Source organism: Polynucleobacter sp. MWH-Spelu-300-X4 (assembly GCF_018687515.1).
Lineage (GTDB): Bacteria > Pseudomonadota > Gammaproteobacteria > Burkholderiales > Burkholderiaceae > Polynucleobacter.
Genome location: NZ_CP061294.1, coordinates 108,020 through 126,763 on the forward strand (window position 1 = coordinate 108,020; position 18,744 = coordinate 126,763).

Below are 18,744 nucleotides of genomic sequence, written 5' to 3' on the forward strand. Positions count from 1 at the left end.
ACCTTGTCAAAAAATTCACCCAGCATTGCTATTGTCGATTACGGCATGGGTAATTTGCGTTCCGTTGCGCAGGCTTTGATGCATGCTGCGCCAGAGGCTAAGGTAATGATTGCTTCTAAGCCGGAAGAGATTAAAGCAGCCGATAAAGTTGTTTTGCCTGGGCAAGGGGCCATGCCTGATTGCATGTCTCATTTACAAGACTCTGGTTTATTGGAGGCTGTTTTAGAGGCTACTAAAAATAAGCCTATGCTAGGTGTTTGTGTCGGTGAGCAAATGCTATTTGATACGAGCGCTGAAATTAGATTTGATGCTCCTGCCGGTACTGACTTAACCAAAGGTTTGGGTCTATTGCCTGGTAAGGTTGTGCGCTTTGATTTGGCAGGTAAGAGTCAGGCGGATGGATCACACTTTAAGGTGCCTCACATGGGATGGAATCAGGTTCAACAGACAAGATCACATGCTTTGTGGGAAGGCATTCCTGATAACAGCAGCTTTTATTTTGTGCATAGTTATTACGCTGTCCCGGCTAATCAAGAAGATACAGTAGGTGTTACAGATTACGGTAACTTATTTACTTGTGCCGTCGCTAAAGATAATATTTTTGCAACACAGTTTCATCCGGAAAAAAGCGCACACTTAGGTTTGCGTTTGTACCAAAATTTCACACGTTGGCAACCTTAACTAATTAAATATTCATCATGTTGTTAATTCCAGCTATCGATTTAAAACAAGGTCACTGTGTTCGTTTAGAACAGGGTGATATGAACAAAGCAACGACTTTTTCAGAAGACCCTGGCGCTATGGCGAAACACTGGGTTGATTCAGGTGCGCGTCGTTTGCATCTAGTAGACCTTGATGGTGCCTTTGCGGGTAAGCCTAAAAATGAAGTCGCAATTAAATCCATCCTAAAAGCGGTGGGTGATGATATCCCTGTGCAATTAGGTGGTGGTATTCGTGATTTAGAAACCATTGAGCGTCTTTTAGACGATGGTTTGACGTATGTAATTATCGGTACAGCCGCTGTTAAAAACCCTGGCTTTTTACAAGAAGCCTGCGCAGCGTTCCCTGGACACATCATTGTTGGATTGGATGCTAAAGAGGGTAAGGTTGCCACCGATGGTTGGAGTAAGTTGACTGGCCATGAGGTGGCTGACTTAGCTAAGAAGTATGAAGACTATGGTGTTGAGTCCATTATTTATACGGATATTGGTCGTGATGGCATGCTGAAAGGTATCAACATGGAAGCAACCATCAAGTTGGCGCAATCAGTGAACATTCCAATTATTGCTAGTGGTGGCTTGACCAACATGAAAGATGTGGATGCTCTATGCGCCGCTGAATCAGAAGGTGTTGTTGGTGTGATTGCAGGTAGAGCTATTTACACTGGTGATTTAGATTTAGCAAAAGCCCAAAAGCACGCTGATGAATATGTGGCGAAATAACAAAAAGTAAAACACTAATAAGAAATAAACCAAACACATGCTTTCAAAAAGAATCATTCCTTGTTTAGATGTCACAGCGGGTCGAGTTGTGAAGGGGGTGAACTTTGTTGAACTTCGTGATGCTGGGGACCCTGTTGAAATTGCTCGTCGTTATGATGACCAAGGCGCTGATGAAATCACTTTCTTAGACATTACTGCCACTTCAGATGAGCGCGATTTAATTTTGCACATTATTGAAGATGTGGCATCTCAGGTATTTATTCCATTAACTGTGGGTGGTGGTGTTAGAGCTGTTGCCGATGTGCGTCGTTTATTAAATGCGGGTGCAGATAAAGTCGGTATGAACTCTGCTGCTGTAGCTAATCCTGATTTGGTTTCTGATTCAGCTGCTAAATATGGTTCGCAATGTATTGTGGTGGCCATTGATGCAAAACAAACACAACCTGGCTTATGGGAAGTGTTTACGCATGGTGGCCGTAAAAATACAGGGATTAACGCTATCAGTTGGGCGCAAGAAGTGGCCAAGCGAGGTGCTGGTGAGATTCTTCTGACCAGTATGGATCGTGATGGTACTAAGAATGGTTTTGATTTAGATTTAACTCGTGCGGTGAGCGATGCAGTGACTTGTCCAGTGATTGCTTCTGGTGGTGTGGGTAATTTGCAGCATTTGGCGGACGGTATTACTAAAGGTCATGCCGATGCCGTATTAGCCGCAAGTATTTTCCACTTTGGCGAGCATACGGTGGGTGAGGCAAAGCGTTTGATGGCCTCCCAAGGAATACCGGTTAGACTTTAAGTAATTCGAACTAGACGCATATCAAATTTGTAAGAACGGAAAACATAGTGACTGATAACAACTTACAAAAATCATCTCAAAATTGGTTAGACCAAGTAACCTGGAATGACAAAGGTTTAGTTGCTGTTGTTGCGCAAGAAGCATCTAGTGGTGATGTATTGATGATGGCCTGGATGAACCGAGAGTCGCTCCAATTAACTTTGGAAAAAGGTGAGGCTGTTTATTGGTCACGTTCACGCAATAAGATTTGGCACAAAGGTGAAGAGTCTGGTCACGTGCAAACAGTCAAGAGTATTCATTTGGATTGTGATGGCGATACGATCTTGATTAAAGTAGATCAAAAAGACGGTATCGCTTGCCATACAGGCGCACATAGTTGTTTTTTCTTAGATTTAGAAAAAACAGCCAATGGACCAGTTTGGAAGAAATAGTTTAGAGTTTTAGATAAGTAACATAGTCAAACAACTTAACTAAAAGAACCCAAGTAAAACAACCAAAACAATATCAGCGTAGCAATATTCATAGAAATTAAATCATGACAACACAAACGAAAGATCAATCTAGCAGTATGGATGCCATTAAGCGTTTGGCTGATGTGGTGGATGCTCGTAGGGCTGATTTTCTTGCGGGCAAGTCAGATCCTGATATTTCTTATATTGCTAAGTTATTTAGCAAAGGTGATGATGCTATTTTGAAAAAAATAGGCGAGGAAGCTGCTGAAACAGTCATGGCTGCAAAAGACAGCCGGTTTTCTAACTTGGCTCCGGATATGCAAACTAAATTTGTGGGTGAGATTGCCGATCTTTGGTTCCACTGCTTTGTTGCTTTATCGCAATTCAATTTAAGACCGGAAGATGTGATTGCTGAACTAGAGCGTCGCGAGGGCGTGTCTGGAATTGCGGAAAAAGCCGCTAGAAAATCATGACCCAAACGAATCAGGAGCACCAAGTGCAGCAGGCGCAACATACGCACTCTGAAAACTGCATTTTTTGCAAAATTATTGCCGGGCAGATTCCAAGTAAAAAGATTTATGAGGATGAGGAGCTATTTGCTTTTCATGACATTCGTCCAGCAGCACCCATACACTTTCTAATAGTACCTAAGCGTCATTTCGCCAATTTAATGGTGGCTGATAGCAAAGATGAGGCATTACTAGGTAGAATGATGACGCTCGCGCCGCGCTTAGCTCTAGAGCAGGGTTGCCGACCTGGCGATACCGGAGGCTTTAGAGTGGTTATTAATAATGGTGCTGATGGTGGGCAAGAGGTTTACCATATACACATGCATGTCATGGGCGGTCCCCGCCCATGGAAAAAAGATTAAAACAAAATTAAAGCGATATTTAAGCAGATTAATTAGGAGTAAAAAATGGGTTCATTTAGCGTTTGGCACTGGATTATTGTTCTATTAATCGTTCTTTTGGTATTTGGTACCAAAAAACTACGCAATATTGGTGCAGATTTAGGTGGTGCCGTTAAAGGTTTCAAAGATGGCATGAAGGGTGAGGCTGATAAACCAGCTGATCAAATTCAGGGTCAATCTACATCTGATGGCAAAACAGTTGATGTGCATGCCAAAGACGTGAGCAAAAACTAACAACAAAGGGCTGCTGACAAAAGAAACAGTGGCCCAATTGCACTCTAACTTTCCTCTAATTTCCTTTTTATATGATTGATCTTGGACTCTCCAAGTTAGCACTCATTGGCGTGGTCGCTTTAGTAGTGGTCGGACCTGAGCGTTTGCCCAAAGTGGCGCGCATGGCGGGCACTCTCATGGGGCGAGCTCAGCGTTATATGGCTGAGGTAAAAAGTGAAGTTAATCGCCAGGTAGAGTTAGACGAGCTTAAAAAAATGCAGGAAGCTGCTACGAGTGCCATGAAAGATGTGCAATCGAGTATGAAGGATGTTGAATCTAGTTTTGCGCAAACAACTCAAGAAGTTAGTTCTAATTTAACTGAGAACTACGATGACTTTGCTGACGATGGTGGATATGTTCCAACTAGTTTTAAAAGCAACTTACGTCAGGGTAAAGATAGCTGGGGTGTTAAACGAGCTGCTATGCCTCAGTGGTATAAAAAAACGGCGGGTGTTAAAACACGTATTCAGTCTGGTGCGGCAAGAGTGAAACGTTTCCGTCGTGCAGCAACCCAACAAAAAGCACCTAAGTCTTTTTTCTGAGACTAAAGAATTAAATTAAAAGAATAAAAAAAGAGCACAAATCAACATGTCACAAAATCAAACGCCAGAGACAAATACAGAAGACGGTATTCAAGAAACCTTCTTGTCTCATTTGTTTGAGTTGCGTGACCGATTAATTAAATCTTTTGTTGCTTTATTAATCGTGTTCATTGGCTTGGTCTATTGGGCGCCGGATATTTTTCACTTATTTGCAAAACCGCTTTTAGATGCATTGCCTAATGGTGGGCGCATGATTGTTACGGATGTAACGGGTTCATTCTTTGTGCCCATGAAAGTAACCCTCCTTGTAGCTTTCTTGGGTGCGTTGCCCTATATCATGTATCAGTTGTGGTCGTTTATTGCCCCAGGCTTGTACAGTCATGAGCGTAAGTTGGTAATTCCTATTGTGACGAGTAGCTATATCTTGTTTATTTCAGGGATGGCTTTCGCCTACTTCTTGGTATTTCCAACGGTATTTAGTTTTATGGCACATTACAACGCACCGTTGGGTGCGGATATGGCAACAGATATTGATAAATATCTGAGTTTTGCCATGACGACATTCTTGGCTTTTGGTTTAACTTTTGAAGTGCCTGTAGTTGTGGTGGTGCTTGTTAAGCTTGGCATGATTAGAACCAAAAAGCTCAAAGAGATACGTCCTTATGTCATTGTTGGGGCTTTTATTATTGCTGCGGTTGTAACGCCGCCAGATGTTCTTTCACAGCTTTTGTTGGCAGTACCACTTTGTGTACTTTATGAGTTAGGTGTTTTTGTGGCTAGATTTTATGAGGCGCCATTAGACCCTGCTGATGAAACAACTGATGATAAATAAAAAGAATCAATAACAAATAAAAAAGAATAAGTAAAAAAATATTACTTATTCATCTGTATCGTCTTCGGATCCACCATCCTCGGCAATATCTAGGCTCTGCATGAGTTTTTCTAAACGATAGCGTCGTTGCCTTAAATTACCTTCATCAACAACGCTATTGCTAAAAGCATTTGCAAAAGATTTACTTGCCATCATGAGTGCTTTACGTTGTTCAAGCGTTTCAATTTGTATGAGTTTTGGGGTTGATCTTGGTGAGTGTTCTCGTATGTCAATCACTGCACCATGTTCATGCTGGATGCTCGGAATATCTGCTAGTAATAATTCAGCTTTAGATAAATTAAGTTGATTAGCCACAATCACTCGATGGCAAGTTAATAGCATGTCACCAGTAAAGCGGTGACTACTCTCTCCTAAAGTTTTAATGACAGCGTTAGCTAGGAGATTCCATCTATTGAGTGAAGCATTGGGGCAACTCAACATTATTTTTGACAACAACTCTTGTGCTTCCGTAATGCCTTGTTGACTAGCTTGCCAAACCCAATAAGAGGCTTGCAACCCTTCAATAGCTTCATCAATTTGAGCACGCTTACGCCATAGTGATGAACCTTTACGATACTGTGCCTGTGGGTGCCCTAGATCTGCTGCTTTATCAAAGCAGGCATCACTATCTTCAGCGCTATAGCCAGAGTATTGAGGCATACGGTTAATAAGGCCTAGCGCGAACCAAGCATCACGATCACCTTTTTTGGCTGCTAGCTTTAACCAATACACAGCCTGCTTTAAGCGAGCGTTACCACCAGTCTCAGATACTTCCGAAGTATTTTCTAAAGAAGAATTTTTTTCCTCTAGTTTGGCTAAGCGAAGACCTAGTGTTAATTGTGCAGGACTAAAACCTAGTTCTGCAGCTATCTCTAGCGCTTCAATGTTTTGTAAATGTTGCCAAGCTGCCCAATAGATAAGCGTATGTTCAGCTAAATGTTTTTTGGAGCCTAGTAATGTAGGTAAATGTATTTCTAGTGCTGGTAATAATTCTTTACCTACTGAGCTACTTGCTAGCGAAAGCAAGCTGGCTAAACCCACTTCATTATTTTGCTTCGCGAGATGAAGCATGATTTTTTTAGATCGTTCAGGATCTTTTTTGCCAAGTCGACCATCGTCTAAGCATTGAGCTAAAAGTTTTTGTGCCTTAATCTGATCTTCAAATGAATCAAGGTCTGCTAGTTCCTCTAAGTAACGCAGCGCCAATCCAAACATATCATCTAGAGAGCCTACTTCACTCCAATCAGTTGTTATTAAAGAGTTAAAGGCAGCATAAGAAGATTGCCCACTAGTATTTAGATGGAAGATTACTTGGGTAAACAGCCACCTGGCTAAGGTTTGGCCTGCGCTTGCTGAGTGAACAATGCACTTCCATGCAAATTTAGCTTGTTCTTTGGATAAAACATCATCTAAAGCCAAATTAGAAACGATTAAATTTGAAATATCCCTTATAAATCCTGTGGTTATTGAATATTTCTCAAGCCAAAGTAGAGCATTGGAGATGTTTTTAGGTGTACCAGGCTCTCCAAATAGGTAGATTTCACCAATTTTCTGTTGCGCAAAAGCATCACCAGATCTGGCATTTTTCATAATTTTCAGAAATTCTCTACTCGCCACTAGACAAATTCACTATATTTATAAGGGTTAATATGTATTTGAACCTAATTTTCCTTTGAAAAGTATAACTATAAAATCATTTTGTTGCGTAGATGCAACACTCCTATAAAAACAAGCAAGAATCGACAGAAAGAACCACCCCAAGACCCGCAACCATATAAGAACCGCCATAAGCCTCATGCAGTATGACCAAGTCCCTAGAGAACTAGGTACGTTTATTTCACATTTATGGAGATTTACGAATGAAAAAATCACTTATCGCTTTAGCAGCTCTTTCAGCAATCGCTGGTGCAGCTCAAGCTCAATCAAGCGTTGAAGTTTATGGTTTGATCGATATGTCTTACGGTACAGTTAAATCAACTGGTGTAAAAGAAGACAAATTGACAAGCACAGGCGGTACTAACTCAGCTAACGGTACTGGTACATTGAACGGTACACGTCTAGGTTTCCGTGGCACTGAAGATTTAGGTGGCGGCACTAAAGCTGGCTTCGTTATGGAATACGGTGTTAACTTGACAGCTGCTGAAGATCCAGCAACTGCTGACGCTGTTAAAGGTCAAGCAATGGCTAACTTGCGTCAAGGTTTTGTGTCTTTGAGCAATGCTAAATTAGGTACAGTTGTTGCTGGCACTATCTACAGCCCAATTGATGCGACATCTGGCTCATTAGCTGGTGCACAAGCTCACGGTGGCACAAACTGGGGCACTGGTGCAGCATCATTGTTCAAGTATGGTCAAAATGCTCGCGCAGCTAACGGTATTGCTTATGTATCACCAACATTTGCTGGTTTGACAGCTAAAGTTGGTACACAACAAGCTGAAAACGTAAAAGTTAACGGTTCTGCTAAGACTAACGGCGCAACTATCTGGGCTCTTGACTATGCTCAAGGTCCTGTAAAAGCTGGTTACGCTTACGAAAAAATCAAGAATGCAAGCGTTGCAGCTGCAGCTGTAGGTACAGTTTCAGCAGCAGGTACAGCAACTGCCGCGGCAGCTCCTAAATTTGCCTTTACTGGTTTAATTGGTTCAGACAACGACAACAACATCCAAATTGGTTCTGGTGCTGGCGCAAGCGTTAATGCTGATTTAACATATAACGTATTTGGCGGCTCATACAACTTTGGCTTTGCTACTGTTGGTTTGAATGAAGCTAAATACAAAGTTCAAACGAACGGCAATGGCACAGCCACTTCACTTGTTTTCGGTAAGTTTGAGAGCACACAAGATTCAGTGTCATTCACAGTTCCTGTGACTGCTACTTTATCGTTGGGTGGTGCTTATACTGATGGTAAGCTTGAAGCTGACGGCGCAAAGCTTTGGGATACAAAAGCTTATGACTTGTTAGCTGTTTACACATTGAGCAAGCGTACTAATGTTTACTTGATCAATGGTCAAACTAAGTTTGATAAAGCTAGCTCAAATGCATTAACAGGTGCAGCTTCAGTTAAGCAAACTCAAACAATGGTTGGCGTACGTCACTCATTCTAATCACACGCTGGCTTAGCCAGTTAAAGATTAGTACGTAGTACTAAGTTGTATTGAAACCCACTCTGGCAACAGGGTGGGTTTTTTCTTGTCTGTTATTTGTTGGATTTGTTTAAGTCAGCTCGTTGCTGATTGAGCTTGATTTGTTGTTGATTTAACTTAGTACGCTTTTGCTGTAGCTTGGCTGTATCCAGTTGCTGTTTAAGTTGATTAACACGCTGTTGTTCAGGTGTCGTTGTTTCCGTTAATCTAGTTGTAGTTGCCACACTACCTATGCCGTAATGCCACTCACCTAATAGTTTTGCGTGGATGGTTCGCCAGCTTCTACTGTTGTTCTTACTGGCTGTCCTTTAATACGTACTGTAACGAGATACTTGTTTATACACATATTTATAGCGTCAAGCGTCCAGTAACTGGACACTTATACGTATCTACAGCCACTCCTTAACTATTTCTTAAACCCAGCTCGTAGTGCGCCACTAGCTAACTCTATTTTTGTTCATCTAGCTCACCTAAATCCACAGCTTGTTTAATCTTTTCTAGTGCGGTGATGACTTGATCTAAGTTGGCAACTTCTACAGCACTCTTGCTCTTTGGTATCTAGTTGTTTGGCGCCCCATAAACAGTGGCTGAAGATGAAAAAACAATAGATTTAATATTTGCCAATGACATTTTCTCAAGTAAGTTTTTGCTACCAATGAGGTTATTGTCGAAATAAATTGCTGGATTTTCTTCAGATTCTCGAACTGACTTTAAACCAGCAAAGTGCATGACTGAATTAATCTTGAAATTTTGAAAAATATTCTTGAGGCATTCAGCATCACGAATATCTCCATGAATAAAATTTACTGTTTGGTTAGTTATTGCTTTTATACGGTTAAAGACTTCAGGGTTACTGTTGGAGAAGTTATCAATAACTACAACATTAATTCTAGCCTGCAATAGCTTAACTAGTACATGAGAGCCAATGTATCCTGCGCCACCTGTTAATAATATAGCCATTAAATGTGCTCTCTAATAAAGTTATCTATTGCAATAACTGATTGTTGATCATTAAAGAGGGCGTGATTTTTTCTTAAAATTTCAGAGCTAATTGCTTCCAATTTGTCTTTATTTTTAAATAAATATTCAGCTTTTGAATAAAGTTCATTTTTAGATTTCAGTGGGGGTAGCTCTTCAATTTTAAGAATATTGAGCATAGCGCCAGTATGCCTCCCACGCATATATTCACCCTGAATAGTGAGAATTGGTTTTCCTAGGAATAGGGCTTGCAGGCTAGTGTTTCCACCTGTCCAACCAATTGAATCAAGCTCAATATCGGTTTCATTCATTAATGCCATAAACTCTTCGTGCGGCATTCTTGGGAAGATGTGCACATGTTTATTAAAGTCAAGCATATGAAGCTTAAATTGGTTCTTCAACCTAGTAATAAATGAGTCGGTCGATGGTTTAGTTACATCTTCAATAAATACAAGTTTTGCATTTGGGATTGTTTTGCAAATTTCTATAAAAATATCATCATCGTGTGGCAAATATTTGAATAATGATTGTAAGCAGCCTATATTGAAAAAATCAGAGTTTAATTTTTTAAGAACCTTCTCTTTTAAGGTAGGGTATGGTGGGATAAAGAGCCCTAAATTAGGTAATCTAACTAACTTCTCGGTGTAATGGTTCTCGGCATTTTCTGGTTCCATCAAATCGCTAGAAAGATAGTAATCAACAACTTTAGATCCTGAAGTTACAGGATGAGACCAGTTTGTAAATTGGAGCGGTGAAAATCTAATGTTAGCCAAAAACTTTCCGTCAGAGGTCATGCCAATATCTTGCATAAATAAGGCGTCTAATTGAAGGTCTCTAATTTGATCAACCACATCGATGAGATTGGTTTCATCTAATTGGATATCAATTAGTGAGCCTAATTGTTGCAGTTGATTCAGGTAATGATTGGTGGGTTCACCGTTTATCCTTATAAAAAATATCTCATAATCTGTTGCTGGTAATTGCTTGATCCAGGCCAAGATGTCTGTATCTACGTGATATCTAAATCGGGATAGGACGCCCAGTTTTATCTTGCAAGAATCTTGATTAATCTTCTTCTCAAACTTGGGGATTCTATGGCTCAGTATTTGGCTAATAATTTGGCAGATATTTTCGTTAATTTGGCGATCATTTTTTTGTTGATATGCCAAATAAAACAAATTTACCCTTAAGAGAACTGAAATAATGATTTCAAATTCTTGATTGGTTAACGAACTTATTAGATTTACCAATGAAATAGCATTATTCAGAGAAGTTTGTACAGATTCCCTTGCAATATCTATCTCTGATGTACTGTTGTAATTAGAGGGAATTTTTATTAATTGGATAATTTGTTCACAAAAAAGACGCACATCATTTGATATCAAATTATTTTTATATGAGTGTATTAGGTATTGACTTAAACATTCAAAGCTATCATCTAGAAGACCAATTTTCTGAACGATATCAGACTTTGTTTTGAGTGCAGACAAGTGGTTAGGGTTGATGCTGAGTAAAAAATTGATGTAATTTAAAGCTTGTTTAGAGTCGTTCAGCTCATTACAGCAAACTGCAATATTATTGAGCGCATCTTGATTGGAGGGTTCAAGAGATAAGATCTTTTTATAGATTGTTAACTCAGAATCTTTTTTGCCAAGCTTTCCCAATGCTACGGCTTGGTTGAAAAGAACTGGCAGTGAGTTTGGAAGAAGTTGCTGTATTTCATCTAATAAATAAAGGCAATCTTTGTAGTTGCCAAGTTGCCCAAAGCAAATTGCTTTATTAAATAGATATTCTGGTTTTTTAGGGTTAATCGTAATTGCTTGATCTAAGTGATTTATTGCAACAGAAAAATTATTTTCTGCCATTGAAATTAGCCCTAAATAGTATCTACTTGGCTCAATGGCAGATTTTTCTTCAATCATTTGATTGAATGCGGCCGCAGCTTCATTAAGGCGATTCTCTCTGTATAGGGAGATTGCAGAGGCTAATTGGTTGGTATCAGACATTTCAAGATATTAACTTAGAGCATCTAATTAATAAAAATACCAAAATTTTCACTATTTACGAATAAATTCATTCTCAAATGTTAGCCCTTTATTCCCTAAATAAGGGCAAATACCCTCCCTTTTATTCTCAAAATCTGCTAAAAAGTACAAATCTAGCTAATTACTGGAAGTTTTCTTTATTTCTAGTTTTATGGCTTAGGTAAACATACACAGGAGCAAAAATGAAAAAGAATTTATTAATTGCAGCAATGCTTGGTTTAGGTTTAATTTCTGCAGCTCAAGCTGCAAGTACTTTGGATAAGATTAAATCATCTAGTGCCGTAACAATGGGTGTTCGTGAATCTTCAGGTGCTTTGTCATATACGGTGGGTGATGGCAAATATGCTGGTTACCATGTAGAGATTTGTCAACGTGTTTTAGGTGATATTCAAAAACAGTTGAAGTTAAAAAAATTAGATATTACTTATCAGGCCGTTACATCACAAAATCGTCTACCTTTAGTTGCTAATGGCACAGTAGATATTGAGTGTGGCTCTACAACCAATAATGCAACTCGTCAAAAAGATGTGGCGTTTGCTGTAACAACTTATGTTGAAGAAGTGCGTATTGCTGTTAAAGCAAATTCAGGAATTACTTCTCTGAACCAATTAAATGGTAAGAAAGTTGCAACAACAACTGGTACAACATCTGTCCAATTATTGCGTAAGCATGAAAAAGCTAGCGGTGTAGATTTCAATGAAGTATTTGGTAAAGACCACGCTGATAGTTTCTTATTATTGGAATCAGGACGCGCTGATGCCTTCGTGATGGATGGCTCTATTTTGGCTGGCAATATTGCCAATGCAAAAAATCCAGCAGACTTTAAAATTGTTGGTGAGGTAATTGCTGTTGAGCCAATCGCCATTATGTTACGTAAGGACGATCCTGAATTTAAAAAAGCTGTTGATGACAGCATTAAGAAAATGATGAAGGATGGCACTTTGGCTAAGTTATGGGATAAATGGTTCTTGCAACCAATCCCACCAAAAGGCAATAAGGTTGGACTAGCTTTATCAGCAAGTACTAAAGATGCTTGGGCTCATCCAAATGACAAACCTGCTGAAGAGTATGCGAAGAAATAATTCCTAATCAAGAAAGTAGAGCTACATGTCTTGGAATTGGGAAGTATTTTGTAAAAGCACTTTAGAAGAAGATTTCTCCCCTGTATGTTTTGGTACAGGTGGAGAAACTACTTATTTAGATTGGATGCTATCTGCCTGGGGCTGGACCTTATCGGTTTCAGCCCTTGGTCTTTTGATTGCAATGATTCTCGGGATCCTGATGGGTACTCTAAGAACATTGCCGCCAGATAATGTAATTACTCGGCTATTAGCTGCTATAGGTAATGTTTGGGTTGAGCTATTCAGAAACATTCCTGTATTAGTTCAGGTATTTCTTTGGTATCACGTATTACCTGCCATCATTCCGGTTATGAAGGGTTTACCTTCATTCATTTTAGTTAGTCTTGCTTTGGGCTTTTTTACATCCTCACGTATTGCTGAGCAAGTGAGGGCTGGTATTGGGGCATTACCAAGAGGTCAGCGTTTTGCTGCTTTAGCAATGGGCTTAACAACAGCTCAATCATATCGTTATGTGATTCTCCCGATGGCATTACGTATTGTGATTCCGCCGCTAACCTCAGAGTCAATGAATATTATTAAAAACTCTTCAGTAGCGTTTGCTGTGTCTGTAGCAGATTTAACTTTATTTGCTATGCAAGCTCAAGAAGAAACTTCTAGAGGTATTGAAATTTACCTAGGCGTCACTACTTTGTACGTCATTTCTGCATTAGCAGTTAATAGAGTGATGGCTTTGATTGAGTCAAGAACACGAGTGCCTGGATTTATCGCTTCTGCCAGTACTGGCGGGCATTAAAGGAAAAATATGAATATTGATCTTTCCTTTTATAGCTTAGAAATGATTCGCCAGTATGTGCTGAATGGTTTCCTATTCAGCCTTCAGTTAACAGTCATAGCAACAGTTGGCGGTATCTTTTTTGGTACTTTGCTAGCTTTAATGAGGCTATCTGGTAAGCCTGCATTAACTATTCCTGCGGGTGCCTATGTCAATATGATGCGCTCGATCCCATTGGTCATGGTGATTTTGTGGTTCTTCTTATTGATGCCAAGTATTTTGGGGCGACCTATTGGTGCAGAAGCATCGGCCATCATTACATTTATTGCTTTTGAATCAGCCTTCTTTTGTGAAATCATGCGTTCAGGCATTCAATCAATACCCAGAGGTCAAATTTATGCAGGGCAAGCTATGGGCATGACATATTCGCAAAATATGCGTTTAGTTATATTGCCTCAAGCTTTTAGAAATATGATCCCAGTGTTATTAACGCAAACGATTATCCTGTTTCAGGATACATCTTTGGTTTATGCCATTGGTGCGTATGACATGCTCAAAGGTTTTGAGGTGGCGGGTAAAAATTATGGCCGACCAATTGAAACTTACTTAGCTGCAGCTGTTATTTATTTCCTTATCTGCTTTGGTCTTTCAAGGCTGGTAAAAATCTTGCAACAACGCGTTGCAATTATTCGTTGATTAATAAGAACTATAAATAAGATAAAGAGACCCCCATGATTGAAATGAAAAACGTCTCCAAGTGGTATGGCAATTTTCAGGTTCTTACTGATTGCACTACTGATATTAAAAAAGGTGAAGTTGTGGTGGTGTGTGGCCCATCCGGCTCAGGTAAATCAACCTTAATTAAAACAATCAATGCCTTGGAGCCATTTCAAAAAGGCGAAATTACAGTAGATGGAATTGCTGTTCATGACCCTAAAACAAATTTGCCTAAACTGCGTTCACGTGTTGGCATGGTTTTCCAACACTTTGAGTTATTCCCGCACTTATCTGTCACCGAAAACTTAACATTAGCTCAAATCAAGGTATTGGGCCGCAGTAAAGAAGAAGCCTTAAAACACGGGCTTAAATATTTGGAACGTGTAGGTCTTTCAGCGCATAAAGATAAGTTCCCAGGTCAATTGTCAGGTGGACAACAACAGCGAGTAGCGATTGCTAGGGCCTTGAGTATGGATCCAATCGTTATGTTATTTGATGAGCCTACATCAGCGCTTGACCCAGAAATGGTGGGTGAAGTATTAGATGTCATGGTACAGCTTGCTAATGAGGGTATGACCATGATGTGCGTTACTCATGAAATGGGTTTTGCTAGAAAAGTAAGTAATCGCGTGATTTTCATGGATCAAGGTAGGATTGTTGAAGATTGTACGAAGGATGATTTCTTTAATAAGCCTGATGAGCGCTCACCAAGAGCTAAAGAATTTTTATCAAAGATCTTGGCGCACTAACTAATTTAAATTAAAAAAAGAAACCTATATAGACCTTCTGCTTTGCAGAAGGTCTATGTTCATTTCAGGGGTCAGTTGCGAAGCGTAAAAGCGCTCTATCATCTCTACTGATGTGCGTGCATTTTTTGCCAAAGTCAATAAATCAATGCCTTTCCCATACAAAAGCCTAAAAGTTATTGCTGTATGTCTAAGGCTATAAAGACTTCTGTTTTGACCAAGAGGCCCTTGCCGTAAATTTAAATCAATTAGTATTTCTCTAAAATGCTTAGTAATTAAATAGCTCGCAGCTTCTCGATCTTTTATTTCCGGTAAAAAAAGATAATCCTCTGGGGAAGCTAGATTTTTTTGACTCATGTAATCGAATAATCGTTCATAAATCCTAACAGCCGGTCTTAAAGTAACAATCTGTAATTTATGTTTCTTTGTTTCTGGAAGAGATAGCCTGAGATAAATATGTCTTCCTCGTATAACCTCTACATGTTTATGTTGAATTAACTTGATATCTACTGGCCTGACAAAACTATTAACCATGAATCCAATAAGCCAGACAAATTCATGTGGAAAATTTTGATTAGATGAATAAATGCCCCCTTTAGTATCTCTATGAGTAGGTTCATAAATATAAGAGTGCTTACATGTTCTAAGATGTTTTGAATGCTTAAGGATCTGCAAATACTCTTTTGCTGTAAATCCCCCACGTGGCGTACTTTCTTTTTTTAGCTCGGGAAATTCTGGAATTTTTGTAATTAGGTTTTTTGTAAGAGCTAACTTAAATACCTTTCTAAGTGCATTGAAATATTGATCAATTGTTACATCAGCTAAATTGAATTCTCTTAAGTAATTCTTAAAAGAATTTAATTTTTCAAAATCAATTTCATCAATTGCATATCCTGAGAAATAGGGAAGAATATGGCTTTGCAAACGGCTTGCAAGCATCTCATAAGACTTCTTTGAAAGCTTATTTCTAATTAATAAAGCATTTTCTTTAGTCAGTAGATTTTTAATTAAATTATCAATATTTGAAAATTTAAAATTATTAATTGTTTGATTTATAAGTATTTTTTGAAATTTTGGCGAAAACTCCCCATAAGCCGGATCATTGGCAGCTAGCTTATGTTTTGAGTTTTGAGAATCCATGATTGCTCATTCCAAAACTGGAAATATACAGAATTTATAAACATTTAATTATTACCCCTAAAAATTAGAGGTGTAGAAATAAAAAACCGCCCCGAGGGGCGGTTTGATTTAATGGAGCACTAATCATTAATTAGCTAAACCAATATAGATTAGAACGTGTGACGCAAACCAAAGCCATACTGTGTATTTTTAATTTCTGAGTTAGCCACATCAGCTGTATCGCCTGAAGCTTTGGCCATACCGTAGAAGACTGTAGCTGAAGTACGCTTACTTAAAGCATATGTTGCTGCAACTTGGTAAGCATCAACGTCAAACTTTGTTGTATCTCCGCCTTGTGTGTATTTCCATGAGCCTTGGCCATAGTTTGCTGTCAAAGTCACATTTGCACCTACGGGTACAGTAGCTCCCAAATCCCAACCATCACGTTTAAGTTCATTGGCTGTTGTTGTTAAATTAGCAAATGAAGCAGGCACATTACCTGTTGTCTCATTTTTACGGGTGCCATAAGAAGCAAATACTTTCGCTACTTTGAAATCATAATTACCGCCAAAAGTCCAAGTAGTACGATCTGTATCTGAGCGTGTTGTTGTGCTTGCTGCGCCAATAGTTTGCGCTTTGCTATCAACAGTTTGATATGACATACCTAAATTTAATGCACCTGCTGAATATTTTGCGCCAATAGCAAATAATTGAGCATCTGCTTCACCAGCATTTGCGCCTGCTACTACAGTTGTAGTTAAGTCATCAGTGACTTTACCCCATTGACCAATTACTTGTAGACCACCCATAACTGGAGAAGAGTACTCAACCATATTGCCGCGTGTGAATGCGCCAGATGTAAGTGCTCCTGCTGGCGATGCTGCACTTACAGTCTCCCCAAATGCAAATGAGTAGTTATGGATGCGGCCAGCAATATTGCCTGTCGGGGAGGCGCGACCAATGCCGCCAGAAATTTGATCTTCAAGAACATATTGGTAACCAATGCGTAGTTCACCAAAATTGCCACCCACAAAAGCGTATGAATGACGACCTGTTCCTAATAATTGTGTCGCTAAGTCAGCAGAGGCGCCAAATGAGCTTAAGTTCATGGCAGCAGAATAACCAGCTCGCATGCCACTACCTAGATCTTCTTTAACGTCAATGCCAATGGCGCTGGATGTCCAGCTTGCTGCACCGTTGCCGTTAGGGCCAGTTTGTTTGCGCGTGACTGTATCTGTACCGTCAGTGAAAGTATTTTTCAATGAGTGCATACCTAAATCGATGTTACCAGATAAAGTTACTGATGATTGAGCTTGTGCTACACCAGCTACTGAAGCCAATGCTGCTAAAGCGATAAGTGATTTTTTCATTCGTAAATCTCCATAATTTAGGAATGAAGAGATAGATTAGGGCGCTAAAATCACTCCTTATAAGGGGAAATACTTAGATTAATTTTGTAGATGCTGAATTAAATTAAAACAGTCGTTCTAATAATTGAGGAGAAAACATGAAACTAAAACCATTAGTTCTAGCTATTGCTTTAAGTGGGGTCTCAACAGCCTCTTTTTCAGCTGGATTTCAGGTATTTCAACAAAACGCTAGTGGCTTAGGTAATGCTTATGCTGGCTCTGCTGCTGTTGCAGATAATGCCAGTACAGTTTTTTATAACCCAGCTGGCATGACCGAGCTAAAAGGCAATCATGTATCTGTTGGTTTAAATGTAACTGATGCAAGCATTAAATTTACAAACGGTAGTTCTTCTGTGAGTGGATTAGCAAGTGCAGGTAATGGGGGTAATGCTGGTACAACTCCTTTAATTCCTAATGGATATTTCACATCGCAAATTGATGAGAAGCTGACCTTTGGTATGGGCATTGGTGCTCCCTTTGGCTCTCATTCAAAATATGATGGGGCATGGGTGGGTGGTGCTCAAGCGCTTGAGTTTAATATTAAGACAATAAATCTAAACCCTTCCATTGCCTATAAATTGAACGAAGTGGTATCGCTAGGGTTTGGTTTAAATTTTCAGAAATTAGATGCTGATTACAAAAGAATAACTGGAACAATTACAACTTATCCAGTTGCGGTGGGCAACTCGACATTTTATGCAAATTTAACAACTGGTTTGACTCATATGGATTTATCTGATAACTCTTCATATGGTTGGAATGCTGGTGCTCTATTTAAGTTAGATGATCGAACAAAAATCGGTATTTCTTATAGGTCTGCTATAAAGCATAGTTTGTCAGGCTCTTTGACAACTTCAGGTGTTAGCTCAACAACGCCTGGTATTGGGGGAGCTGTTGATGCTACAGGAACTGGACCTGGTTCAGCCAATGTCAAATTACCTGACATGGCTTTTTTAAGTGTTGTTCATAAATATAACGATACAGTTGAGATTCTTGGCGATGTTTCTTGGACGGGATGGAGCTCAATTCCAAAGATTGATGTGTATAACCTTGCATCATCATCTCTAGCTCAAACTTTGGTGACTGATTTCAAAGATAGTTGGCGTTTTGCTTTAGGGGCAAATTATCAATATGCATCTAATTTAAAGTTGAAGGCTGGTGTTGCTTATGATAAAACGCCAGTAAAAAGTCCTGATACTAGGTTGGTTTCATTACCCGATAATGATCGAACATGGTTAACTGTTGGAACTCAGTGGAAGTATGATAAAGATAGCGTTGTAGACATTGGGTTAGCAAGAGTATTTATTAAAAATTCAGATGTTAATAATGATCAACGACCTGCTCGTGGGTTAGTAAATGGATCATATAAATCTAGTGCTTGGTTATTCGGCCTTCAATATTCAAGAGCCTTCTAACTTTTGTGGTTCTTAGTAAAAAGGCCTCATAT

The 18,744-nt window shown here is 39.4% G+C and carries 20 protein-coding genes and 1 pseudogene; 15 read left to right on the top strand and 6 right to left on the bottom strand.

What is annotated here, in order from left to right; translation table 11 throughout:
- Positions 1-3: 3 nt before the first annotated feature.
- The 9 genes and pseudogenes from hisH (at position 4) to tatC (ending at position 5,247) form a co-directional block, all read left to right on the top strand.
- The gene (gene hisH, locus ICV01_RS00595; protein WP_256440710.1) at positions 4-681 is read left to right on the top strand and encodes an imidazole glycerol phosphate synthase subunit HisH; all 678 of its coding nucleotides are present in this window, start codon (positions 4-6) and stop codon (positions 679-681) included.
- Positions 682-698: 17 nt separating this feature from the next.
- The gene (gene hisA, locus ICV01_RS00600; RefSeq protein WP_215287750.1) at positions 699-1,442 is read left to right on the top strand and encodes a 1-(5-phosphoribosyl)-5-[(5-phosphoribosylamino)methylideneamino]imidazole-4-carboxamide isomerase; all 744 of its coding nucleotides are present in this window, start codon (positions 699-701) and stop codon (positions 1,440-1,442) included.
- Between the two features lie 37 nt (positions 1,443-1,479).
- Positions 1,480-2,238, top strand: a complete 759-nt coding sequence (gene hisF / locus ICV01_RS00605; RefSeq protein WP_215287751.1) for an imidazole glycerol phosphate synthase subunit HisF — start codon at positions 1,480-1,482, stop codon at positions 2,236-2,238.
- Positions 2,239-2,285: 47 nt separating this feature from the next.
- Positions 2,286-2,674: pseudogene (gene hisI, locus ICV01_RS00610) on the top strand (phosphoribosyl-AMP cyclohydrolase).
- A 99-nt stretch (positions 2,675-2,773) separates the two neighbouring features.
- A complete protein-coding gene (locus ICV01_RS00615) occupies positions 2,774-3,163 on the top strand; it encodes a phosphoribosyl-ATP diphosphatase (protein ID WP_215287753.1) in 390 nt (129 codons plus the stop codon).
- Complete coding sequence (locus ICV01_RS00620) at positions 3,160-3,561, top strand: histidine triad nucleotide-binding protein (RefSeq protein WP_215287754.1); 402 nt, start codon at positions 3,160-3,162, stop codon at positions 3,559-3,561. The genes ICV01_RS00615 and ICV01_RS00620 overlap by 4 nt, the downstream gene beginning before the upstream one ends.
- Positions 3,562-3,606: 45 nt before the next feature.
- The gene (gene tatA, locus ICV01_RS00625) at positions 3,607-3,834 is read left to right on the top strand and encodes a Sec-independent protein translocase subunit TatA (RefSeq protein ID WP_215287755.1); all 228 of its coding nucleotides are present in this window, start codon (positions 3,607-3,609) and stop codon (positions 3,832-3,834) included.
- A gap of 71 nt (positions 3,835-3,905) precedes the next feature.
- Positions 3,906-4,415 (top strand): Sec-independent protein translocase protein TatB, encoded by a 510-nt coding sequence (gene tatB, locus ICV01_RS00630; RefSeq protein ID WP_215287756.1) that lies wholly within the window; start codon positions 3,906-3,908, stop codon positions 4,413-4,415.
- Between the two features lie 46 nt (positions 4,416-4,461).
- The gene (tatC, locus tag ICV01_RS00635) at positions 4,462-5,247 is read left to right on the top strand and encodes a twin-arginine translocase subunit TatC (protein ID WP_215287757.1); all 786 of its coding nucleotides are present in this window, start codon (positions 4,462-4,464) and stop codon (positions 5,245-5,247) included.
- 45 nt (positions 5,248-5,292) lie between these two features.
- Here the strand turns inward: tatC and ICV01_RS00640 are convergent, their stop codons facing one another.
- On the bottom strand, positions 5,293-6,876 hold the full coding sequence (locus ICV01_RS00640; protein WP_215287758.1) for a tetratricopeptide repeat protein: 1,584 nt from the start codon (positions 6,874-6,876) through the stop codon (positions 5,293-5,295).
- 269 nt (positions 6,877-7,145) lie between these two features.
- Here ICV01_RS00640 and ICV01_RS00645 point away from each other — a divergent pair, with 269 nt between their 5' ends.
- A complete protein-coding gene (locus ICV01_RS00645; protein WP_215287759.1) occupies positions 7,146-8,390 on the top strand; it encodes a porin in 1,245 nt (414 codons plus the stop codon).
- A gap of 92 nt (positions 8,391-8,482) precedes the next feature.
- Here ICV01_RS00645 and ICV01_RS00650 read toward each other — a convergent pair whose 3' ends face one another.
- From ICV01_RS00650 to ICV01_RS00660, 3 genes are all read right to left on the bottom strand, one after another.
- Positions 8,483-8,653 carry a hypothetical protein gene (locus ICV01_RS00650; protein WP_215287760.1) on the bottom strand — a complete coding sequence of 57 codons (171 nt, stop codon included), beginning with the start codon at positions 8,651-8,653 and terminating at the stop codon, positions 8,483-8,485.
- A gap of 334 nt (positions 8,654-8,987) precedes the next feature.
- A complete protein-coding gene (locus ICV01_RS00655; protein ID WP_215287761.1) occupies positions 8,988-9,389 on the bottom strand; it encodes a GDP-mannose 4,6-dehydratase in 402 nt (133 codons plus the stop codon).
- Entirely contained in the window at positions 9,389-11,413 is a 2,025-nt protein-coding gene (locus ICV01_RS00660; RefSeq protein ID WP_215287762.1) for a glycosyltransferase family 41 protein, read from the bottom strand. Before ICV01_RS00660 ends, ICV01_RS00655 begins: the two co-directional genes overlap by 1 nt.
- Positions 11,414-11,634: 221 nt before the next feature.
- Between ICV01_RS00660 and ICV01_RS00665 the strand changes: the two genes are divergently transcribed.
- Genes ICV01_RS00665 through ICV01_RS00680 form a run of 4 tightly spaced genes read left to right on the top strand, consistent with a single transcriptional unit; the run spans position 11,635 to position 14,772 of the window.
- Positions 11,635-12,534 carry an amino acid ABC transporter substrate-binding protein gene (locus ICV01_RS00665; protein WP_215287763.1) on the top strand — a complete coding sequence of 300 codons (900 nt, stop codon included), beginning with the start codon at positions 11,635-11,637 and terminating at the stop codon, positions 12,532-12,534.
- Positions 12,535-12,559: 25 nt separating this feature from the next.
- On the top strand, positions 12,560-13,327 hold the full coding sequence (locus ICV01_RS00670; RefSeq protein ID WP_215287764.1) for an amino acid ABC transporter permease: 768 nt from the start codon (positions 12,560-12,562) through the stop codon (positions 13,325-13,327).
- A 9-nt stretch (positions 13,328-13,336) separates the two neighbouring features.
- A complete protein-coding gene (locus tag ICV01_RS00675; RefSeq protein ID WP_215287765.1) occupies positions 13,337-14,002 on the top strand; it encodes an amino acid ABC transporter permease in 666 nt (221 codons plus the stop codon).
- Positions 14,003-14,037: 35 nt separating this feature from the next.
- The gene (locus ICV01_RS00680; RefSeq protein WP_215287766.1) at positions 14,038-14,772 is read left to right on the top strand and encodes an amino acid ABC transporter ATP-binding protein; all 735 of its coding nucleotides are present in this window, start codon (positions 14,038-14,040) and stop codon (positions 14,770-14,772) included.
- Between the two features lie 24 nt (positions 14,773-14,796).
- Here the strand turns inward: ICV01_RS00680 and ICV01_RS00685 are convergent, their stop codons facing one another.
- Positions 14,797-15,909 (bottom strand): phage integrase SAM-like domain-containing protein, encoded by a 1,113-nt coding sequence (locus tag ICV01_RS00685; protein WP_215287767.1) that lies wholly within the window; start codon positions 15,907-15,909, stop codon positions 14,797-14,799.
- A gap of 149 nt (positions 15,910-16,058) precedes the next feature.
- Positions 16,059-17,258, bottom strand: a complete 1,200-nt coding sequence (locus ICV01_RS00690; RefSeq protein WP_215287768.1) for a porin — start codon at positions 17,256-17,258, stop codon at positions 16,059-16,061.
- 137 nt (positions 17,259-17,395) lie between these two features.
- On the opposite strand from ICV01_RS00690, the gene ICV01_RS00695 reads away from it, so the two are divergent.
- Positions 17,396-18,712, top strand: coding sequence for an OmpP1/FadL family transporter (locus ICV01_RS00695; RefSeq protein ID WP_215287769.1), 1,317 nt, complete (start codon positions 17,396-17,398; stop codon positions 18,710-18,712).
- The last annotated feature ends 32 nt before the right edge of the window (positions 18,713-18,744 follow it).

What these genes read in the sequence shown, in the direction of transcription:
- hisA (WP_215287750.1), top strand. Translation starts at nt 699, where the DNA reads ATGTTGTTAATTCCAGCTATCGATTTAAAACAAGGTCACTGTGTTCGT.
- hisF (WP_215287751.1), top strand. Translation starts at nt 1,480, where the DNA reads ATGCTTTCAAAAAGAATCATTCCTTGTTTAGATGTCACAGCGGGTCGA.
- ICV01_RS00615 (WP_215287753.1), top strand. Translation starts at nt 2,774, where the DNA reads ATGACAACACAAACGAAAGATCAATCTAGCAGTATGGATGCCATTAAG.
- ICV01_RS00620 (WP_215287754.1), top strand. Translation starts at nt 3,160, where the DNA reads ATGACCCAAACGAATCAGGAGCACCAAGTGCAGCAGGCGCAACATACG.
- tatA (WP_215287755.1), top strand. Translation starts at nt 3,607, where the DNA reads ATGGGTTCATTTAGCGTTTGGCACTGGATTATTGTTCTATTAATCGTT.
- tatB (WP_215287756.1), top strand. Translation starts at nt 3,906, where the DNA reads ATGATTGATCTTGGACTCTCCAAGTTAGCACTCATTGGCGTGGTCGCT.
- tatC (WP_215287757.1), top strand. Translation starts at nt 4,462, where the DNA reads ATGTCACAAAATCAAACGCCAGAGACAAATACAGAAGACGGTATTCAA.
- ICV01_RS00640 (WP_215287758.1), bottom strand. Translation starts at nt 6,876, where the DNA reads ATGAAAAATGCCAGATCTGGTGATGCTTTTGCGCAACAGAAAATTGGT.
- ICV01_RS00645 (WP_215287759.1), top strand. Translation starts at nt 7,146, where the DNA reads ATGAAAAAATCACTTATCGCTTTAGCAGCTCTTTCAGCAATCGCTGGT.
- ICV01_RS00655 (WP_215287761.1), bottom strand. Translation starts at nt 9,389, where the DNA reads ATGGCTATATTATTAACAGGTGGCGCAGGATACATTGGCTCTCATGTA.
- ICV01_RS00660 (WP_215287762.1), bottom strand. Translation starts at nt 11,413, where the DNA reads ATGTCTGATACCAACCAATTAGCCTCTGCAATCTCCCTATACAGAGAG.
- ICV01_RS00665 (WP_215287763.1), top strand. Translation starts at nt 11,635, where the DNA reads ATGAAAAAGAATTTATTAATTGCAGCAATGCTTGGTTTAGGTTTAATT.
- ICV01_RS00670 (WP_215287764.1), top strand. Translation starts at nt 12,560, where the DNA reads ATGTCTTGGAATTGGGAAGTATTTTGTAAAAGCACTTTAGAAGAAGAT.
- ICV01_RS00675 (WP_215287765.1), top strand. Translation starts at nt 13,337, where the DNA reads ATGAATATTGATCTTTCCTTTTATAGCTTAGAAATGATTCGCCAGTAT.
- ICV01_RS00680 (WP_215287766.1), top strand. Translation starts at nt 14,038, where the DNA reads ATGATTGAAATGAAAAACGTCTCCAAGTGGTATGGCAATTTTCAGGTT.
- ICV01_RS00685 (WP_215287767.1), bottom strand. Translation starts at nt 15,909, where the DNA reads ATGGATTCTCAAAACTCAAAACATAAGCTAGCTGCCAATGATCCGGCT.
- ICV01_RS00690 (WP_215287768.1), bottom strand. Translation starts at nt 17,258, where the DNA reads ATGAAAAAATCACTTATCGCTTTAGCAGCATTGGCTTCAGTAGCTGGT.
- ICV01_RS00695 (WP_215287769.1), top strand. Translation starts at nt 17,396, where the DNA reads ATGAAACTAAAACCATTAGTTCTAGCTATTGCTTTAAGTGGGGTCTCA.